The following is a 19,696-nucleotide window of genomic DNA, read 5'->3' on the forward strand; positions in this document are numbered from 1 at the left end:
GTGGTCCTGCAGGTCAGCGTAGGTGCCGCGTCCCACACGACTGAGGGTGCGGGCGCCTTGACCTGGCGCCCGCACTGCGCCGTACCGATCGGTCCTCGTGCGGACCGACGGGGACGGTCAGTACTGGCTCTTGCGCTCCCAGTCGGGGTCGAACGCGCCCGCCTCGGCGACGGCGACGTAGTCGCGGTACGCCTCGGCGACGAGCACGGGCGGGAGGTCCGCGATCCGCGCGGTCCCGCGACCCGACCCGCGGCCCGTCCGCTCGAACGTCAGCGCGGTCACCGCGGCGGCGATGTTCTCCTCCGGGACGAACGACCCCGTGAACTCGATCTGCACCACGATCCCCGCGCTCGCGAACGACTTCGTGTACGCGCTGAACCACCCGGCGTCCTCCGCCTGCGAGCGCGTGTAGCCGCGCTTGGTGGCGCGCCCGCGGATGGAGAAGCTGTCGGAGAACCATCCCTTGTGGTCGTCGATCGCCGTCGCGCCGGCAGGGACGTCGGGCGTCGCGACGTCGAGCTGCGCGAAGAGCGGCGTGACCTCGTAGTCCGCGAGGTGCGCCGCCCACGCGGCCGTGGCGTCCGGGCCGAGCAGCACCGCGTGCGCGAGCCCGACCGTCGCCCCCTCGCCGAGCTCGACGTCCTCGTCGTCCGCGTCGAGGAGCGCGCCGCCGTCGGGGCGGAACGGGCGCGCCTCGTCCGTGCCGGGGTTCTCGACCCACACGAGCCGCTCGACGAGCCGCGACATCACCGGGTGGCCGAGCAGGTACTCCTGCCACTCCTGAGCGGTCCAGGTGCGGCCGACGCACATCGCCTCGTAGAGCCGCTGCGTCTGGAGCGCGACGACCGCCTTGAGCTCCTTGCGGCTCGCCGTGAGCTGCTTCTTCGCGGCCGAGACGAGCTCCGGGTCGTCCTGCGCCCGCGCGGCCGGGAGCGCCTTGACCACCTTGCCCGCGTCGCTCGTGAGCTCGAGCGTGAACGCGGGTGTGATGCGCCCGACGTACTCGCGCGACCCGAGATCGAGGTGCAGCAGACCGTCGTCCTCGAATCCCGCCGTCTGGACCGTGCGGTCCGCGAGCTGGTCCGCGGTCCAGCCGCGCCGGTCCGCGAGCTCGGCCGCGAGGCGCTGCGCCGTCTCCTGCACCGTCGCCTGCCGGAAGCGGCGCGAGACGGCGAGGAGCTCCTGGATGGCGGCCGGCTGACCGTTCGCGGCGAGCGCCTGGACCAGCGCCTCGGTCTGCGCCCGGCGGCCGACGTGCGCCTTCGCGTAGCGCTGGAACGTCGCGGCGAGCTCGCCGCCCGGCATCGCGACAGTGAGCGCGAGCATCCCCTTGTCCTTGACCGCCGAGCCGAGGTAGGTCGCCTGGTGCTCCCGGTAGAGGTCGCGGTAATGGTCCTCGACCGTCTTCGACGCCTCGACCGCGTAGTACTGGGGAGAGCGCTTGGCCCACGCCTGGTACTGGTCGTACCGCTGCTGGGCGCCGGCCATCGCGTGCGCCTCGCTCTCCTGCGCCGACGGGTTGCGCGTGTCCTGGGCGACCCACGCGCTGAGCACGTGGCTGCCGAGGCGCGCCCGGTCCTCCTCCTGGAGGAGGGACGCGTACCGCTCGAGGAGCCCCGCCCCGCTCGGGTCCTTGAGCTTGACGGCGAGCACGACCCACCAGCGCAGGATCGTCGGGTCTACGGGCGAGCCGTCCGCCGCCCAGCGGGCGCCCGGCAAGGAGCCCAGGTCGAACCACGCCATGCTCACCGGCGCCTTGCCGCGCAGACCCTTGGTCGCCTCCGCGAGCAGTGCCTCGGGCGCGAGGTCGACCGAGATGTCCTCGCCGAGGCTCTCGAGCGACGTGAGGAGCGCCGCGCGGACGACCTCGCTGCGCTCCTTCGCCAGTGCGGCCCGCAGCGCGGGGACCGCGTCGGCGTCGCCGAGCCGGGCGAGCCACTCCGCCGCGGTGCGGCGCACCTCGGACCGGCCGTTGCCGAGCCCCTGCTCGGCCAGCCCACGCACCCCGGGGTGGGTGCTCAGCGCCTCCTGCGCCGTCGCGCGGTAGGTGCGGCCCTCGCCCAGCGCGAGCTCGGTCAGTCGCGGCAGGAACCGGCGGGGGACGTGCGGGAGCTGCTCGAGCACCGCGAGCGCCCGGGCCGGCTTCGTCGTGCCGTAGGTGCGCTCACGGTCGTCGAGCGCCGCCGCGAGCCTGTCGAGCCGACCCGCGTAGTACGGCCACGCGTTCTCGGGCGTCATCACGCCGGTCGCCCACCACGAGGAGAAGAACAGCTCGTCGATCAGGTCCTCCGCGTCGTCGCGGCCGATGCGCCGCAGCGCCTCGTCGAGGACGCGGAGGTCGACGTCGAGCATGTCGCCCTCGTTGAGGCGGTACCAGCCGAACCGCTCGCTGTGGCCACGCGCCTCGTTCGCCTGGAGCCGCAACTTGTGCAGGAGCGTGATGCCCGGCAGGCGCGAGAAGACGCCCGGTGCGGACAGCCGGCGCATCGCGACGCCGCCCGGGCGGCGCGTGCTCGTCCCGGACAGGAACGCCGCGAAGACCCGGAGGTCCTCGTCGGTGATGCCGGGCAGCTCCTTGAGGTCCTGCTCGACGGCCTGGCGCCGCCACCGCGGCCACCCGTCGTCGTCGCCCCTGCCCTTGCCGGGGTGGGCCGCCTGCTCGGCGCGGGCGCGCTCGAGGGCGGTGTCGATCGCGGCTCGCGCGGCCTGCACGAACTCGTCGCCGAGCACCATCTCGGGCAGCGGCTCGAAGGGCGGGACCTCGATCGCCGGCTCGTCCTCCTGCGCGGCGTCGAGCACGCGGGCGCGCTCGACGGTGTCCCGCAGGAGCGTCGCCCGCGCGCCGGTCGACTGCTCGGCGGCCCGCGCGAGGTCGGCCAGCCCACCGTCGACCTGCGCGAGACGCGTCACGACGGACCCCAGCCGCGACGGCGGCAGGGCCGTGAGGAGCGGGGTGAGGATCTCGCGCTGGCGCTCGCCCGGGAGCTGCGCGACGGCGGCCACCGCCGCATCGCGCACGCCCTTGCTCGTGTCCGCCGCGAGCCGCGCCAGGAGCGGGGCGAGCGCGTCCGTCGCCGCCGGGTCGGACGCCACGAGCTCGACCAGCTCCGTCCGCCCCGCGGCGCTCACACCCGGCAAGGCCTGGGTCGCGACATCGACGTGCGCGACCACGAAGTCGCGCGCCGGGGCGCCGAGGAGCGCCGGGCCGAGGTGCCGCGACGCCCAGCCCGACGACGCCGGTCGCTCGAAGAGCTCTCGCAGCACGACCGCCGTCGCGTCCGCCTCCGGCACGCCGCCCTCGACCGCGAGCGCCACCAGCAGGTCCGGCGTCCAGCGGTCGGGTGCGACCTTGCCGTTCTTGCCCTTACGACGGTCGTTCGCGCGCCGCGACATGTCGTTGACGAGCACCGTGAGCCAGCGCGGGTCGGTGGGACGCTCGCGGTCGACCTCCGACGACACCGCGCTGAGGACGCGGCCGAGGCGCACGAGCTCGGGGATCGTCACCGAGTCGCTCAGCGTGTAGAGGTTGGAGCGGGCGGTCACGGCCTTCGCGGAGGTCCAGCCCGGCACCGCGGCCTTGAGCCGGTCGTCCTGCGCGGGCGTGGTCCACGAGTAGATCCCGGACTGGCCCGGCCGCCCCAGCAACGCCTCGACGTCACCGCCGCGCAGGGCCTCGAGCTCCAGCAGGACCTCCGGCCCCTCGCCCCGGTGCACGTACGCGACCGCGCGGTCCGCAAGTCCCAGCGACTCGACGGCGAGCACCTTCAGCGCGTCGACGAGCCGAGCGCTCGGGCGGCCACCTCCCGCCTGCTCCTCGTCGCGCCGGAACAGACCCTTGACCTTCTCGAGCACCCTCTACCTCACCGTCACGTCGTCGCTGCTGGTGCGGCAGATGCTAGGGGCGGGCGCCGACACACGGTCCGGGCTGCTCAGGGACAGGTCACCCTACGGAAGGCGTTCGGGTCCTCCAAGGGGAACCGGTAGCACACCTCCGGGCCCACGTTCCCGGTGTCGACGCCGAAGAAGTCGAGCTCCGGTCGCGTGTACCGCACGACCACCGAGTCGTCGTCGACCGTGACGACCTCACCGTCCTCGACGTCGTCGACCCCGCCGACGTGCAGCTCGTTCCGGTCCAGGTCCGCGAGCTTCCACGCCCAGCGCGGACCGTTCTGCCAGACGCCGCGGGCGAGACCCGCCGCCGCCACTGCGACGACCACTACCACGATCACGACGCCGTACCGCTTCTTGTGGGCCACCGCGTCAGACTGCCATCGCAGTCCGCCGGTCGGCCAGGGCCAGGCGTGGGCCGGGAGCGCGTCGGACATTCGCCGTCGATCGCGAGGGCGACGTCTCGCGTACCCGCCACGACGTGCGCACTCGTCCTACGGACGGGTGGGCCCGGAGGGACTCGAACCCCCGACATCCACGGTGTAAGCGTGGCGCTCTAACCAACTGAGCTACAGGCCCTGGAACAGCGGAGCACAGCCTACCGGGTCGGTACCCCGCGTCCGGCCACGCCTGGGGCGCGACGACCGGACCCGACGACCCGACGCAAGAACCGCCGTCGGCCCCCGCTCGGCGACGGCAGCGGCGCCGCCGCGGCGAGCCCGCGTCAGAGCTGCTCGAGCGCCCGCCGGTAGCCGTCGAGGTCGCGACGCTGCCCGCGCGGGTTGACGACGGACCACCGCACGATCCCGTCGGCGTCGAGCAGGAACGAGCCGCGCAGGGCGAGGCCGTTCTCCTCGTCCAGCACGCCGTAGGCCCGGGCGACGTCGCCGTGGGGCCAGAAGTCGGAGAGGAGGTCGAACTCGAAGCCCTCCTGGGCCGTCCACGCCTTCTGCGCGAACACCGAGTCGCAGGAGATGCCCAGCAGCGTCACGCCGGCCGCCTCGAAGTCCTCGAGGTTGTCCCGCAGCTCGCACAGCTCGCCCGTGCAGATGCCGGAGAACGCGAACGGGTAGAACACGAGGAGCACCGGCCCGCCACGCAGGTCGGCGAGGTGGACGGGCGTGCCGTGCGTGTCGGGCAGCGTGAAGTCGGGTGCGGGGTCCCCCGGTCCGGGCGGCGTGGCCCGGACATCGGCGACGCCCTCGTCAGCGACCGCGGCCACGGGTCCCGAGCTTCGTCGCGGACCAGTCGGGCGCGATCGCGAACGTGCTCGTCGCGTGCAGCCCCGCGGTGGTCGCGGCCTCCTGGATGTCGTTGTGGCCCACATGCCCGGTCCGGCCCGGCTTGGGCGTGAACACCCAGATGAGGCCGCCGTCGTCGAGAACGGTCTGGACGTCCACGAGCAGGTCGGTGAGGTCCCCGTCGTCCTCGCGGAACCAGACGATCACGCCGTCCGTGACGTCGTCGTAGTCCTCGTCGACGAGCTCGCCGCCGACGAGCTGCTCGAGCTCACCGCGCAGGTCGTCGTCGACGTCCTCCGACCAGCCGAACTCCTGCACCACGTTGCCGGGCGCGAACCCCAGGCGGTCCGCCCCGATGGGCCCTGCGGTGTCGGTCACTGTCGTGTCGTTCCTTTCCTCGTCCTGTCTGTCCGTGCGGCGGGCCTGCCCAGCGCGCGGGCGGACGCCCGCGCGCACGACCTGCCGTGTCTGGCAAAGGTAGCCCACCGGAGGATCCGTTGCTTGGCAAGGTGCCCGCCACGGACACCCGGTCCGGCACGTGGTGCCCGGCCCGCCGTCGGACACCGCACCCGCACGACGCCGGGATGCCTCCCCACCGGTCCGTGTCGCCGAAATCACGCCTTCTTGACCACTCGATGGTGTGACTTACGCGCGCGTTGTGAACACAATGGGTAGACCACCCTGGTCTCGTGAAGAGGCGCGGTCGCCACCAGCGGCCGCGGCCGCGTGCCCGGAGTGGCCCCAAGACGGGTGTCGGCCGTGTACCGCGCGGCCGTGCGCCCGGCATCCGACGAGATATGAGGTTGCTGGTGGCTTCGTACGACGAGACCGGACCGCTGATCAACGGTCTGCTCAGCCAGGTTCCGGACTTCGACCCCGCCGAGACCGGCGAGTGGGTCGAGGCCCTCGACGGCCTGATCGACGACCGCGGGGGCCCTCGCGCCCGCTACGTCCTGCTGAACCTGCTCAAGAGGGCCCGGGAGCGCAACGTCGCCGTCCCGACCTCCTTCACCACGCCCTACGTGAACACGATCGGTGTGCACGAGGAGCCCTACTTCCCCGGCGACGAGGCGCTCGAGCGCCGCTACCGCTCGTGGATCCGCTGGAACGCCGCCGTCATGGTGACGCGCGCGCAGCGCCCCGGCATCGGCGTCGGCGGCCACATCTCCTCCTACGCGTCGGTGGCGACGCTGTACGAGGTGGGCCTCAACCACTTCTTCCGTGGCAAGGACCACCCCGGCGGCGGCGACCAGGTCTACTTCCAGGGCCACGCCTCCCCCGGCGTCTACGCGCGCGCGTTCCTCGAGGGCCGCCTCTCGGCGGACCAGCTCGACGGGTTCCGCCAGGAGAAGTCGCACCCGGGCGGCGGCCTGCCGTCGTACCCGCACCCGCGCCTCATGCCCGACTTCTGGGAGTACCCCACGGTCTCCATGGGTCTCGGCCCGGCGAGCGCGATCTACCAGGCGTGGACGGACAAGTACCTGCACAACCGCGGCATCCGTGACACGGAGCAGCAGGACGTGTGGGCGTTCCTCGGTGACGGCGAGATGGACGAGCCCGAGTCGCGCGGCATGCTCCAGCTCGCGGCGCAGCAGCAGCTCGACAACCTGACGTTCGTCGTGAACTGCAACCTCCAGCGCCTCGACGGCCCGGTGCGCGGCAACGGCAAGATCATCCAGGAGCTCGAGGCGCAGTTCCGCGGCGCGGGCTGGAACGTCATCAAGGTCATCTGGGGCCGCGAGTGGGACGTCCTGCTCAACGCGGACAAGGACCGCGCCCTGGTCAACCTCATGAACGTCACGCCCGACGGCGACTACCAGACGTACCGTGCGGAGTCCGGCGCGTTCATCCGCGAGCACTTCTTCGGCCGCGACCCGCGGACCAAGCAGCTCGTCGAGAACATGACGGACGACGACATCTGGAACCTCAAGCGTGGCGGTCACGACTACCGCAAGATCTACGCGGCCTACGCGGCGGCGCGCGCCCACACGGGCCAGCCGACCGTGATCCTCGCGCACACGGTCAAGGGCTACGCGCTCGGCCCGACGTTCGCCGGCCGCAACGCGACGCACCAGATGAAGAAGGTCGGCCTGGCCGACCTCAAGGCGCTGCGCGACTCGCTGCGCATCCCGATCACGGACGAGGAGCTCGACGCCAACCCGTACGAGCCCCCGTACTACCACCCGGGTGCCGACGCGCCGGAGATCCAGTACCTCCTGAACCGTCGTCAGCAGCTGGGCGGGTTCGTCCCCGAGCGTCGCTCGTCGCCCAAGCCGATCACGCTGCCGGGCGACAAGTCCTACGAGATCCTCAAGAAGGGCTCGGGCCAGCAGGAGATCGCCACCACGATGGCGTTCGTCCGGCTCCTCAAGGACCTCATCAAGGACAAGGAGTTCGGCAAGCGCATCGTCCCGATCATCCCGGACGAGGCGCGCACGTTCGGCCTGGACTCGATCTTCCCGTCGGCGAAGATCTTCAACACCCAGGGCCAGCACTACCTCGCCGTGGACCGCGAGCTCATGCTGAGCTACAAGGAGTCCGAGGCCGGTCAGATCATGCACACCGGCATCAACGAGGCCGGTTCCGCGGCCGCGTTCCAGTCGGTCGGCACGTCCTACGCCACGCAGGGCGAGATCATGGTGCCGTTCTACATCTTCTACTCGATGTTCGGCTTCCAGCGCACCGGTGACCAGTTCTGGGCGGCGGGCGACCAGCTCACGCGCGGCTTCATCATCGGCGCAACCGCGGGCCGCACGACCCTGACCGGCGAGGGCCTCCAGCACGCCGACGGCCACTCCCCGCTCATCGCGGGCACGAACACGGCCATGGTCCAGTACGACCCGGCCTACGGGTACGAGATCCGCCACATCGTGCGCGACGGCATCGAGCGCATGTTCGGCCCCGGCGAGCACGGGGTCGGCGCGGACGGGCGCGACCAGAACGTCATGTACTACCTCACGGTGTACAACGAGCCGATGGTCCAGCCGGCCGAGCCGGAGGACGTGGACGTCGAGGGCATCCTCAAGGGCATCCACCGCATCTCCGTCGGCGAGGGCGACGGGCCGCGCGCCCAGATCCTCGCCTCGGGCGTGGGCGTCCCGTGGGCGCTGGAGGCGCAGCAGCTCCTCCACGACGACTGGGGCGTGGCGGCCGACGTGTGGAGCGTGACGAGCTGGAACGAGCTGCGCCGCGACGGCCTCGCCGCCGACCAGGCCGCGTTCCTCGACCCGGCCTCCGCCCCGCGCGTCGCGTACGTGACCGAGAAGCTGTCCGGTGCCGAGGGCCCGTTCGTCGCGACGAGCGACTACGACCACCTCGTGCCCGACCAGATCCGCAAGTGGGTCCCGGGCGACTACGAGGTGCTCGGCGCCGACGGCTTCGGGTTCTCCGACACGCGCGCGGCGGCCCGCCGGCACTTCAAGATCGACGGCCCGTCCGTCGTCGTCCGCACGCTCCAGGCGCTCGCCAAGCAGGGCAAGGTCCCCGCCGACACGTCCGCCCAGGCGATCGAGAAGTACCGCCTCATGGACGTCACCGCCGGCACGTCCGGCAACGCCGGCGGCGAGTCCTGACGGTCGCCGCCGATAGCACGACGACGGCCGGTCGCCCCGCGGGGTGACCGGCCGTCGTCGTACGTGCTGGGTGCCCGACGCCGCCGCGGCCGGGCCGCGTGGCTCAGGTCCCGGCGCGGTGCTGGTCGGCCTGCGCGACCGCGCGCTCGAGCTCGGCGCGCAGAGCGGCGACGCCCTCCGGGTCGCCGTACTCGACCAGGGACGCGAGGTGGTGCCGCGCGTCGAGCGGCCGGTCGGCCTCGATCGCCGCGAGGACGAGCTGGCGCCCGACCTCGGGCACGTGCTCGCGCGCGCGCCAGTGCCCGACGCCCAGCCCCAGCGCCTCGACGGGCAGGCCCGCCGTGCGCAGCACCTCCATCGACTGCGCGAGCCCACGACCCGACGGGTCACGCTCGGCGGCGGTCGCGAACCGGCGCAGCGCGGCCTCCTGGTCGTCCTCGAGGGACAGGCGCCCGAGCTCGACGAGGGGGTACCACCCCTTGGGGTGCCCGGCGAGCTCCTCCGCGAGCGCCCAGACCGCCAGGTCGGCGGCACGCTGCTTCTCCGTCTCGTCGACGGGCGCGGCGAGCGGGTCGTCCGTGGCCGGCCCCTCGGCGGCACGACGACGGACCAGCTCGGCGAGCGCCCCGAACGCCCGCTCGTCGTTGGGGTCGTCGACGAGCATCGCCCGCAGGGCGTCCTCGTGGACCGTGTCCCCGCGCTTCTCCCCGGACCGTGGGCGGCGCGTGCCGACGGTCGACGCGGACGTCGGCCGACGCATGAGCTGTCGGAGTCGGGGCATGAGGGCCATGTCTCGACCCTAGCGGGTCGTCCGGACGCTCACCCAACGGCCGGGTCCGTGGTGCGCGCGGCCTCGCGAGCGCACGCGCCTTTGTGGACTGTCCACAAGCGCGGCCCGTATGCTCGGCGCGTGACGGCCACCCCCAGGACCCCGGCGAGCCCGTCGGCCCCGAGCGGCCCGACGGGCAACGCGGACAACCTCCAGCGCCTGCGCGACGGGAGCGGCCTGCTCATGTCGGCCGCCCTGCGTCGCCTCGACGACGAGATCCCGTGGTACCGCGAGCTGCCGGCCGAGGACCGCTCGTACGTCGGTCTCGTGGCGCAGTCCGGCATCACCGCGTTCGTCACCTGGTACGCGGACCCGCTGGCCCCGCCGCACGGCGTGAGCGACATCTTCGCGGCGGCCCCGCCGGAGCTGACCCGCTCGATCTCGCTCCAGAACACGCTCCAGCTCGTCCGCATCGTCGTCGAGGTCGTCGAGGCGTACTCCGACCAGCTCGCGGCCCCGGGCGGCGAGCGCGACCTGCGCGAGGCGGTCCTGCGCTACTCGCGCGAGGTCGCGTTCTCCGCGGCCGAGGTCTATGCACGCGCCGCGGAGGTGCGCGGTGCGTGGGACGCACGCCTGGAGGCGCTCGTCGTCGACGCCCTGATCCGCGGCGACGGCGACGACTCGCTGCGCTCGCGCGTCTCGGCCCTGGGCTGGGGCGGGCACGGCCCGACCCTGGTCATGGCAGGGACGATCGCCGCGACGCTCGACGAGGTGCGCACGGCCGAGCTGCGCCGCGCCACGCGACGCGCGGCGGGCGACGCGCTCGTGGGCATCCACGGCGACCGCCTCGTCCTCGTGCTCGGCGGGGAGGGCGACCTCCAGGCGGCCGCCGCCTCGCTCCTGCCCCGCTTCGGCCCCGGCCCCGTCGTCATCGGCCCGACCGTGCCCGGGCTCGAGGAGGCGGCGCGCTCCGCGCAGGCCGCGCTCGCGGGCCTGCGAGCCGCGCCGGCGTGGCCGCAGGCGCCGCGCCCGGTCCTCGCCGACGACCTGCTGCCCGAGCGCGTGCTCACGGGCGACACGACGGCGCGCCGCACCCTCGTCGCGCAGGCTTACCGGCCGCTCGCCGAGGCGACCGGCTCTGTGCTCGAGACGCTGTCGGCCTACCTCGGCACGGGCCGGTCGCTCGAGGCTGCGGCTCGGTCGCTCTACGTGCACCCGAACACCGTGCGCTACCGCCTGCGCAAGGTCTCCGAGATCACCGGCTGGGACCCGCTCGACGCGCGCGAGTCGTTCGTCCTCCAGGTCGCGCTCGCGCTCGGCCAGCTCTCCACGACGCGCTGAGCCCGACCCGGCGCCGGGAGCGGCCGCCGCACCGGACCGTCGCGCCCTTGTAGGTTCGGCACAATCACCCTCCACAAGGTTGGTGCGGGTCGTGACGTGGCCTGGAAGCCCCGGGTTGGCACAGTTGACGGGTGCTCGCCGTCTTGTGCCCTGGACAGGGCTCCCAGTCCCCCGGAATGCTCGCCCCCTGGCTCGAGCTGCCCGGCGTCGCCGACCAGGTCGCCGCGTTCGGCGAGGCCGCGAGCCTCGACCTGCGGTCGCACGGGACGGAGTCCGACGCCGACACGATCCGTGACACCGCGGTCGCCCAGCCGCTCATCGTCGCGTCCTCCCTCGTCGCCCTGCGGACGATCCTCGACGGCCGCGACACCGCGGACGTCGTCGACGTGACCGCGGGCCACTCGGTCGGCGAGCTCGCCGCCGCCGCGGTCGCGGGCGCGCTGACCGACGTCGGCGCGGTGGGGCTCGTCGCGCACCGGGCACGGGCCATGGCCGCGGCCGCCGCCGCGACGCCCACGGGCATGAGCGCCGTCGTCGGGGGCGATCCGGAGGAGGTCCTCGCCGCGATCGAGGCCGCGCACCTGTGGCCCGCCAACGTCAACGGCGGCGGCCAGGTCGTCGCCGCGGGGGCGCTCGACCACCTCGCCGCCCTCGCCGAGAACCCGCCCGCCAAGGCGCGCGTCATCCCGCTCCAGGTCGCCGGGGCGTTCCACACGCCGTTCATGCAGCCCGCGCTCGAGGCGTTCGAGCCCGTGGCCGCGTCGTGGGACGTCGCCGACCCGCGCCTGCCGTTCCTCTCCAACGCCGACGGCGAGTCGTACGGGACGATCGACATCGAGGGCAGCACGTTCGGCAAGGCGCGCGACGTCGTCCGGCGCCTCACCGCGCAGATCGCCGCGCCCGTGCGCTGGGACCTGTGCCAGGAGACGCTCGCCGAGCTCGGCGTCACCGCGATCCTCGAGCTCGCACCCGGCGGCGTCCTCACGGGCCTCGCGCGGCGCACGCTCAAGGGCGTGGAGTCGGTGGCCGTGAAGTCGCCCGACGACGTCGAGGCGGCCCGCGACCTCGTCGCCCGTCACTCCGTCGTCGGCGGCGCGGCGGGGACCGCTGCCCCGGGGGACGACGCGTGAGCGGCGTGACGCTGCGCCAGGCCACCGGCCCGGCGCACTCGCGGATCCTCGCGATCGGCGGCGTGCGGGGCGAGAACGTCGTGACGAACGACGACATCGCCGGTCCCATCGACTCGTCCGACGAGTGGATCCGCCAGCGCACCGGGATCGTCACGCGCCGCCGCGCCGGGGCCGACGTCGACGTGCTCGACCTGTCCGAGGCGGCGGCGCGCGACGCGCTCGACCGCGCCGGGCTCCAGGGCTCCGACGTCGACGCCGTCATCGTCTCCACGGTCACGTACTTCCACCAGACGCCCGCGGCCGCCGCGGTGCTCGCCGAGCGACTGGGCGCCACGCCCGCCGCCGCGTTCGACGTGTCCGCCGCGTGCGCCGGCTACGCCTACGCGATCGCGCAGGCCGACGCGCTCGTGCGCGCCGGCATCGCCACGCACGTGCTCGTCGTCGGCGCCGAGAAGATGAGCGACTTCATCGACCCGACGGACCGGTCGATCTCGTTCCTCCTGGGCGACGGCGCGGGCGCCGCGATCGTCGGCCCGTCGGACACCCCGGGCATCGGCCCCACGGTGTGGGGCTCCGACGGCGGCAAGGCGCAGGCGATCCGCCAGACGCACGCCTGGTCGGACCTGCGCGAGGACATCTCGCTCGGCTGGCCCACGCTGCGCCAGGACGGCCAGAGCGTGTTCAAGTGGGCCGCGTTCCAGATGGCGCCCGTCGCGGCCAAGGCCATGGCGGAGGCCGGGGTCGCCCCCGGCGACATCGGCGCGTTCGTCCCGCACCAGGCGAACATGCGCATCATCGACCAGATGATCAAGCAGCTCCAGCTCCCCGACACCGTCGCGGTCGCGCGCGACATCGCCGAGACCGGCAACACGTCGGCCGCCTCGATCCCGCTCGCGACGCGTCGCCTGCTCGACGAGGGCCAGGTCCGCTCCGGCGACCTCGCGCTCCAGATCGGGTTCGGCGCCGGGCTGGTCTACGCGGCGCAGGTGGTCGTCCTGCCGTAGGGGAGAATCACCCTGGACGGACGGCCGCCCTCCCCACGCGGGAGGGACCACGCCGTCGGCGGACCCGTCCGTCGCACGCACCGTCTACCGCTGTACCGCCCGGCACACCCACCGGGCACCGCCACCGGGACCGGTCGCCGCCGGCCCCACGACAAGGAGAAACCATGGCTTACACCGAGCAGGAAGTCCTCGCCGGCCTCGCGGAGATCGTCGCCGAGGAGACGGGTCTGCCCACCGACGCCGTCGCGCTCGAGAAGTCCTTCACCGACGACCTCGACATCGACTCGCTGTCGATGATGACGATCGTCACGCACGCCGAGGACAAGTTCGGGGTCCGCATCCCGGACGACGAGGTCAAGAACCTCACGACGGTCGGCGACGCCGTGTCCTTCATCACGGGCGCCCAGGCCTGAGCACGCCCCGCCTGCCCCGCAGGCCTGCGGGCGGGTCGGCGTCACCCACGCCGGCCCGCCCGTCCTCCCGCCCCCGCCTCACCCCACCCGAGGAGCACCATGTCCGCCGCTACTGAAGTCGTCGTCACCGGCCTCGGCGCCACCACGCCGCTCGGCGGGGACGTGCCCTCGACCTGGGCCGCGGCGCTCGCCGGCGAGTCCGGCGCCCGCACGCTCGAGAACGACTGGGCGGAGCGCTACGAGATCCCGGTGACGTTCGCCGCGACCCTCAAGGTGGACCCCGCCGAGGTCCTCGCGCGACCTGAGATCAAGCGCATGGACCCCTCGACGCAGTACGCCATCATCGCCGCACGCGAGGCGTGGGCCGACGCGGGCAGCCCCGAGGTCGACGGCGACCGGCTCGGCACGGTCGTGTCGTCCGGCATCGGCGGCATCTGGACCACGCTCGACGGCTGGGACACGCTGCGCGAGCGCGGCGCCCGCCGCATGCTCCCGATGACCGTGCCGATGCTCATGCCCAACTCCCCGACCGCGTACGTGTCGCTCGAGCTCGGTGCCCGCGCGGGCGCCCACGCGCTCGTCTCGGCGTGCGCGTCCGGCGCCGAGGCAATCGGCTACGGCGTCGACATGATCCGCGCGGGCCGCGCGGACATCGTCGTCGCGGGCGGGACCGAGGCGACGATCCACCCCATGCCCATCGCGGCCTTCGCCGCCTCGCGCACGCTCTCGCTGCGCAACGACGACCCGCAGGGCGCGTCGCGCCCCTACGACGTCGACCGCGACGGCTTCGTCATCGGCGAGGGCTCCGGCATCGTCGTCCTGGAGAGCGCCGAGCACGCCGCCGCACGTGGCGCGCGCGTCTACGCGCGGCTCGCGGGCGTCGGCCTCTCCGCTGACGCGTACCACATCACCTCCCCGGACCCGGAGGGCCGCGGCCAGGTCGCCGCGATGCGACGCGCGATCGAGGAGGCCGGGGTGACCGGCCGCGACGTCGTGCACGTCAACGCGCACGCGACCTCGACCAAGGTGGGCGACCTCACCGAGACCCGCTCGATCCGCTCGCTCCTGGGCTCCGAGACGGACCACGTGCTCCTCTCGGCCACCAAGTCCATGACCGGCCACCTCCTGGGCGGCGCGGGCGCGCTCGAGTCGATCTTCACCATCAAGGCCGTGGCCGAGCGTCTCGCTCCCCCGACGATCAACGTCGCGAACCCCGACCCGGAGCTCCAGGTCCCGCTCGTGCGTGACACGCCGGCGCCGCTGCCCGAGGGCGACATCGTCGCGGTGAACAACTCGTTCGGGTTCGGCGGCCACAACGTCGCGCTCGCGGTCGCGAGCGTCTGACCAGCCTTTTCGAGAGCCCCGGGGCGTCGGCCGAACGGCGGTCACCCTGGGGCTCGCGTGTGTCCGAGGTCGGGTGATCCGGACGCCGAGGTCTCGGCCCCTGAGATGGACGCTCGTCCAGATCGTTGCGATTTCACCCATCCGTCTTGTCCGGACAAGTCGCCCCAAAGCCGGACGCAGTCCCCCGGCCTGCTGCGGCACGCCGGGTTTCACCCCGCGTCCCCCGTCACCCGTCGAGCGCGCCCCTCTCCCATCGCCGACCCTGTGGGCGTGATGTGGCGTCTGCCACATCACACCTCGAGGCAGGCGAGCGGAAGGACAAGGCACGTGACCCGAACGGCGAGACACCTCTCCACCCAGGCACCACCCCGCTGGAGGCGAGCGACGGCGCTCGCGGCCGTCGGGGGCGTCGTCGGCGCCCTGACCTTCGCGGGAGGGATCGCCGCGACGGCGGCCCCGACAGACGACTCGGAAGCCAGCGGACAGTTCCTCAGCGGCACCGTCGCCGGGCTCGACCTCGCGACGATCGCGGCGCTCGAGGGGGCCGTGGCCGAGAACCCGTCCGGGGCGAACCCGGTCGTCACGAATCCCCTGGCCGCCTCCGTCTTCCAGTCTCTCGGGATCGACCTGACGGGCACCCTCCAGCTCCTGGGCCCGAACGGGATCCTGCAGCTCGGAGCGGTCAACCAGTACGGCGAGGCGAACGACGACGGCTCCGCGCGGGCCGCGTCGGGCGCGGTCTCCGACCAGGGCGCGATCTCCGTCGGCGGCAGCGAGGAGTTCCCCTCGGACGCGCAGCTCAACCTCACGCAGCTCCTCGGTCCGGGCTTCGAGTCGGTCGTCGCAGACCTCGACCTGTCGCTCGGCGCGCTCTCCGCGACGGCCGAGGCCACAGGCGGCACCGCTCCGACCGGCGACTACCAGATCGCCGGTGCGACCCTCACCCTCGACAGCCCGGCCGTCTCGGGCATCGCCACGACGGTCGACGACGAGGTCGTCCCGCTCGTGGACGGCGCCGTCGGCCAGCTCGTCGGGACCGACGGGCTGCTCGCCCAGGCGCTGAACTCGATCGGCGCGCTCGCCGGCGTCCTGGAGGTCCTGGGCGGCGACCTGGAGCCGACCGTCGCGATCGACGTCGACCTCGACAGCGCTCTGGCGCCCGTGCTCGACCAGGACTTCGGCGACGAGGGCGTCGTGATCAACGTCGGCGACGGCACCGTCACGGTCGACCTCGACACGATCCTCGGCGGCACCGGGTCGCTGAACGGGTTCGACCCCAACACCGAGGTCCTCGACGACGCCGCGATCAACGCGATCCTCGACGGGCTCAGCGCGGCCCTCGACGACCTGACGACAGCGCTCGTCGGAGCGGTCGACACGGCCCTGCACGCCGCGAGCCTGACCCTGTCGGTCGAGGCGGTGGTCGACAATCCCTTGCCGGGCCTGCCCGACCTGCTGAGTCTCGACATCAACCTGAACACGACGGTCGGCGACGTGGTCGACGGGACGGTCGACCCCGCCGCCGCCACCATCACCATCGCCCTCTCCGGCCTGCCGCTCACGCTTCCGCTGGGCGACCTCGTCAACGCCTTGGCGGGTCCGCTCAACACCGTGCTCTTCGCCGACGGGACCGGGCTGGTGAGCACGCTCGCCGGGACGATCACGTCGGAGGTCACCGGCCCCGTGCTCACCGCGCTCTCGCCGGTGTTCGAGATCCTCACGGAGGTCGTGAGCCTCGTCGTCAACGTCCAGGAGCCCGAGCCGTCCGTCGCGGACGCGACGTTCACGCAGCGAGCGCTGACGCTGTCGATCCTCGAGGTCGGCACGGGCACCGGCCTCGCGGAGCTCCACCTCGCCTCCGCGACCGTCCGTGGTTCGACGGTCGCGGCGATCACCCCGGCGGTGACCGTCGACCCGTCGACCGTCCCGGCGGGCACCGCGACGACCGTCACCGGCACGGGCTACACCCCCGACGCCACCGTGACCGTCGAGGTCCGGGACACGACCGGAACGGTCGTCGCGACGCTGACGGACGTCGCCACCGACGGTGAGGGCGGCTTCACGACGCCCGTCACCGTCCCGGTCGGCACCGCGCCCGGTGACTACGTCGTCGTCGGCGTCGACGACACGACCTCCACCGAGGCCGAGACCGCTCTCGCCGTGACAGCGGCCGCGCTCACGCCGTCCGTGACGGTCGACCCGACGACCGCCAACCCCGGCGACGACGTGACCGTCGACGGCACGGGGTACACCCCCGACTCGACCGTCACCGTGGAGATCCGGGACGGCAGCGGCACCGTCGTCGCCACCGTCGAGGACGTCCCGACCGACGGCGACGGGGGCTTCACCACCCCGATCACCGTCCCTGAGGGAACCACCCCCGGCGACTACACCGTCGTCGGGATCGACGACACCACCTCCACCGAGGCCGAGACCCCGCTCACCGTCGAGGCGGCAGCCATCACACCGGCGGTGACGATCGACCCGACCACCGTCCCGGCCGGAACCCCGACGACCGTCACCGGCACGGGCTACACGCCCGACGCCACCGCGACGGTCGAGGTGCGGGACACGACCGGCACCGTCGTGGCGACGCTGACGGATGTCCCGACCGACGGCGACGGCGGCTTCACCACCCCGATCACCGTCCCCGTCGACACCGCACCGGGTGACTACGTCGTCGTCGGCATCGACGACACGACCTCGACCGAGGCCGAGACGCCCCTCACGGTGGAAGCAGCGGCGATCGAACCGACGATCACCGTCGACCCGACCACCGCGAACCCCGGCGACGAGGTCATCGTCGACGGGACCGGATACACCCCCGACTCGACCGTCACCGTCGAGATCCGCGACGAGAGCGGCACCGTCATCGCCACCGTCGAGGACGTCCCGACCGACGGCGACGGGAGCTTCACCACCCCGATCACCGTCCCCGAAGGCACCGCCCCTGGTGACTACGTCGTGGTCGGGATCGACGACACCACCTCGACCGAGGCGGAGACGCCGCTCACCGTGGAGGCAGCACCGATCACGCCGGCGGTGACCGTCGACCCGACCACCGTCCCGGCCGGCACGCCGACGACCGTCACCGGCACCGGCTACACGCCGGACTCGACGGTCACGGTCGAGGTCCGCGACACCACCGGAACCGTCGTCGCGACCCTGACCGACGTCCCGACCGACGGCGAGGGCGGGTTCACCACGCCCATCACCGTTCCCGCTGACTCGGCAGCGGGTGACTACGTCGTCGTCGGCATCGACGACACCACGACGACCGAGGCCGAGACCCCGCTCACCGTGGAAGCAGCTGCCATCGAGCCGACCATCACGGTCGACCCGACAACGGCCAACCCCGGCGACGAGGTCACCGTCGACGGCACCGGGTACACCCCCGACTCGACCGTCACCGTCGAGATCCGCGACGGCTCCGGCACCGTGATCGCCACCGTCGAGGACGTCCCGACCGACGGCGAGGGCACCTTCACCAGCCCGATCACCGTCCCCGAGGGCACCACCCCGGGCGACTACGTCGTCGTCGGCATCGACGACACCACCTCCACCGAGGCCGAGACCCCGCTCACCGTGGAGGCAGCACCGATCACCCCCGCGGTGACCGTCGACCCGACCACCGTCCCGGCCGGCACGCCGACGACCGTCACCGGCACCGGCTACACCCCCGACGCCACCGTCACGGTCGAGGTCCGCGACAGCGAGGGCACCGTCGTCGCCACCCTGACGGACGTGCCGACCGACGGCGAGGGCGGCTTCACCACGCCCATCACCGTTCCCGCTGACTCCGCACCGGGTGACTACGTCGTCGTCGGCATCGACGACACCACGACGACCGAGGCGGAGACCCCGCTCACCGTCGAGGCAGCCGCCCTCGAGCCGACCATCACCGTCGACCCGACGACGGCCAACCCCGGCGACGAGGTCACCGTCGACGGCACCGGGTACACCCCCGACTCGACCGTCACCGTCGAGATCCGCGACGGCTCCGGCACCGTGATCGCCACCGTCGAGGACGTCCCGACCGACGGCGAGGGCACCTTCACCAGCCCGATCACCGTCCCCGAGGGCACCACCCCCGGTGACTACGTCGTCGTCGGCATCGACGACACCACCTCGACCGAGGCGGAGGCCCCGCTCGGTGTCGGTGGTGTCGGGGTGTCCGAGCCGACCGTCACGGTCGACCCGACCACGGCGAACCCCGGCGACGAGGTCATCGTGACCGGCGAGGGGTGGCCACCGAGCACGACGGTCACGGTCGACCTGGTCGACGAGGACGGTGACGTCGTCGCGACGGTCGACGTGGAGACCGACGAGGAGGGGAGCTTCACCACCCCGATCACGGTGCCTGACGACGCGGCGCCGGGCGACTACACCGTGCACGCGTCCGACGACACCGGGAACGAGGCGGAGGCACCGCTCACGATCGTCGACGCCGGTGACCGTGCCCTGGTCTCGTCGTTCGTTACGCCTCGCGTGCTGCGCGGCGCCGAGCAGACGTTCGTCGCGTCCGGCTTCGAGCCGGGCGAGGCGGTCCAGGCCGTCATCAACTCGGAGCCGCTGATCCTGCCGGTGGCGACCGCCGACGCGAGCGGCCAGGTCAGCTGGACGTTCGTCGTCCCGGCGGACTTCGAGGTCGGCCCGCACACCGGTACCGCGACGAGCGTCCTGGTCGGAGACTCCACGGTGGCGTCGTTCGAGGTCTACCTCACCTCCACGGGTGACGGTGACGGCTCGGGCGGTTCCGGGAGCGGCTCGGGCAGCGCGGGGTCCGGCAGCGACGGCAGCAGCAACGGTTCGGGCTACCTCGCCCGGACCGGCACGGACGACCTGGGTCTGCTCCTGGTCGCGGCGCTCCTGCTCGTCACCGCCGGCGCCGGCGTCCGGCTTCGCACGCACCGCACCCGCCGAGCGGGCTATGAGCGGTGGCGGGTTAAACACAACGCGACCCCGAACCATGGGTGCGGGTGGGGGTGGGTCTG

At 73.2% G+C, this 19,696-nt stretch carries 12 protein-coding genes and 1 tRNA gene; 7 read left to right on the forward strand and 6 right to left on the reverse strand.

Annotation, left to right across the window (positions count from 1 at the left end; translation table 11 throughout):
- Window positions 1-117 precede the first annotated feature (117 nt).
- From ACFWH7_RS08225 to ACFWH7_RS08245, 5 genes are all read right to left on the reverse strand, one after another.
- Window positions 118-3,852: a DUF4132 domain-containing protein gene (locus ACFWH7_RS08225; protein ID WP_378216019.1), complete on the reverse strand. Its 3,735-nt coding sequence runs from the start codon at window positions 3,850-3,852 to the stop codon at window positions 118-120.
- A 77-nt stretch (window positions 3,853-3,929) separates the two neighbouring features.
- Window positions 3,930-4,256 (reverse strand): hypothetical protein, encoded by a 327-nt coding sequence (locus ACFWH7_RS08230; protein WP_378216020.1) that lies wholly within the window; start codon window positions 4,254-4,256, stop codon window positions 3,930-3,932.
- Between the two features lie 137 nt (window positions 4,257-4,393).
- Window positions 4,394-4,467 (reverse strand) — tRNA-Val (locus ACFWH7_RS08235).
- Window positions 4,468-4,612: 145 nt separating this feature from the next.
- Window positions 4,613-5,110, reverse strand: coding sequence for a peroxiredoxin (locus ACFWH7_RS08240; protein ID WP_277515094.1), 498 nt, complete (start codon window positions 5,108-5,110; stop codon window positions 4,613-4,615).
- Window positions 5,094-5,507 carry a DUF3052 domain-containing protein gene (locus ACFWH7_RS08245; RefSeq protein ID WP_378216021.1) on the reverse strand — a complete coding sequence of 138 codons (414 nt, stop codon included), beginning with the start codon at window positions 5,505-5,507 and terminating at the stop codon, window positions 5,094-5,096. Before ACFWH7_RS08245 ends, ACFWH7_RS08240 begins: the two co-directional genes overlap by 17 nt.
- A gap of 431 nt (window positions 5,508-5,938) precedes the next feature.
- Here ACFWH7_RS08245 and aceE point away from each other — a divergent pair, with 431 nt between their 5' ends.
- Window positions 5,939-8,701: a pyruvate dehydrogenase (acetyl-transferring), homodimeric type gene (gene aceE / locus ACFWH7_RS08250; protein WP_378216022.1), complete on the forward strand. Its 2,763-nt coding sequence runs from the start codon at window positions 5,939-5,941 to the stop codon at window positions 8,699-8,701.
- 103 nt (window positions 8,702-8,804) lie between these two features.
- Here aceE and ACFWH7_RS08255 read toward each other — a convergent pair whose 3' ends face one another.
- On the reverse strand, window positions 8,805-9,491 hold the full coding sequence (locus ACFWH7_RS08255) for a hypothetical protein (protein WP_378216023.1): 687 nt from the start codon (window positions 9,489-9,491) through the stop codon (window positions 8,805-8,807).
- Window positions 9,492-9,611: 120 nt separating this feature from the next.
- Between ACFWH7_RS08255 and ACFWH7_RS08260 the strand changes: the two genes are divergently transcribed.
- From ACFWH7_RS08260 to ACFWH7_RS08285, 6 genes are all read left to right on the forward strand, one after another.
- The gene (locus tag ACFWH7_RS08260) at window positions 9,612-10,811 is read left to right on the forward strand and encodes a PucR family transcriptional regulator (RefSeq protein WP_378216024.1); all 1,200 of its coding nucleotides are present in this window, start codon (window positions 9,612-9,614) and stop codon (window positions 10,809-10,811) included.
- A 131-nt stretch (window positions 10,812-10,942) separates the two neighbouring features.
- On the forward strand, window positions 10,943-11,941 hold the full coding sequence (locus ACFWH7_RS08265; protein ID WP_378216025.1) for an ACP S-malonyltransferase: 999 nt from the start codon (window positions 10,943-10,945) through the stop codon (window positions 11,939-11,941).
- Window positions 11,938-12,945: a beta-ketoacyl-ACP synthase III gene (locus tag ACFWH7_RS08270; protein ID WP_378216026.1), complete on the forward strand. Its 1,008-nt coding sequence runs from the start codon at window positions 11,938-11,940 to the stop codon at window positions 12,943-12,945. Before ACFWH7_RS08265 ends, ACFWH7_RS08270 begins: the two co-directional genes overlap by 4 nt.
- 164 nt (window positions 12,946-13,109) lie before the next feature.
- Complete coding sequence (locus ACFWH7_RS08275) at window positions 13,110-13,358, forward strand: acyl carrier protein (protein WP_021482065.1); 249 nt, start codon at window positions 13,110-13,112, stop codon at window positions 13,356-13,358.
- 99 nt (window positions 13,359-13,457) lie between these two features.
- Window positions 13,458-14,702 carry a beta-ketoacyl-[acyl-carrier-protein] synthase family protein gene (locus tag ACFWH7_RS08280; RefSeq protein WP_378216027.1) on the forward strand — a complete coding sequence of 415 codons (1,245 nt, stop codon included), beginning with the start codon at window positions 13,458-13,460 and terminating at the stop codon, window positions 14,700-14,702.
- A gap of 327 nt (window positions 14,703-15,029) precedes the next feature.
- The coding region (locus tag ACFWH7_RS08285; RefSeq protein ID WP_378216028.1) for a choice-of-anchor G family protein at window positions 15,030-19,696 on the forward strand (4,667 nt) is incomplete at its 3' end.

The organism is Cellulosimicrobium cellulans (genome assembly GCF_042723955.1).
GTDB classification, from domain to species: domain Bacteria; phylum Actinomycetota; class Actinomycetes; order Actinomycetales; family Cellulomonadaceae; genus Cellulosimicrobium; species Cellulosimicrobium cellulans_H.

What these genes read in the sequence shown, in the direction of transcription:
- ACFWH7_RS08280 (WP_378216027.1), top strand. Translation starts at nt 13,458, where the DNA reads ATGTCCGCCGCTACTGAAGTCGTCGTCACCGGCCTCGGCGCCACCACG.
- ACFWH7_RS08275 (WP_021482065.1), top strand. Translation starts at nt 13,110, where the DNA reads ATGGCTTACACCGAGCAGGAAGTCCTCGCCGGCCTCGCGGAGATCGTC.
- ACFWH7_RS08255 (WP_378216023.1), bottom strand. Translation starts at nt 9,491, where the DNA reads ATGGCCCTCATGCCCCGACTCCGACAGCTCATGCGTCGGCCGACGTCC.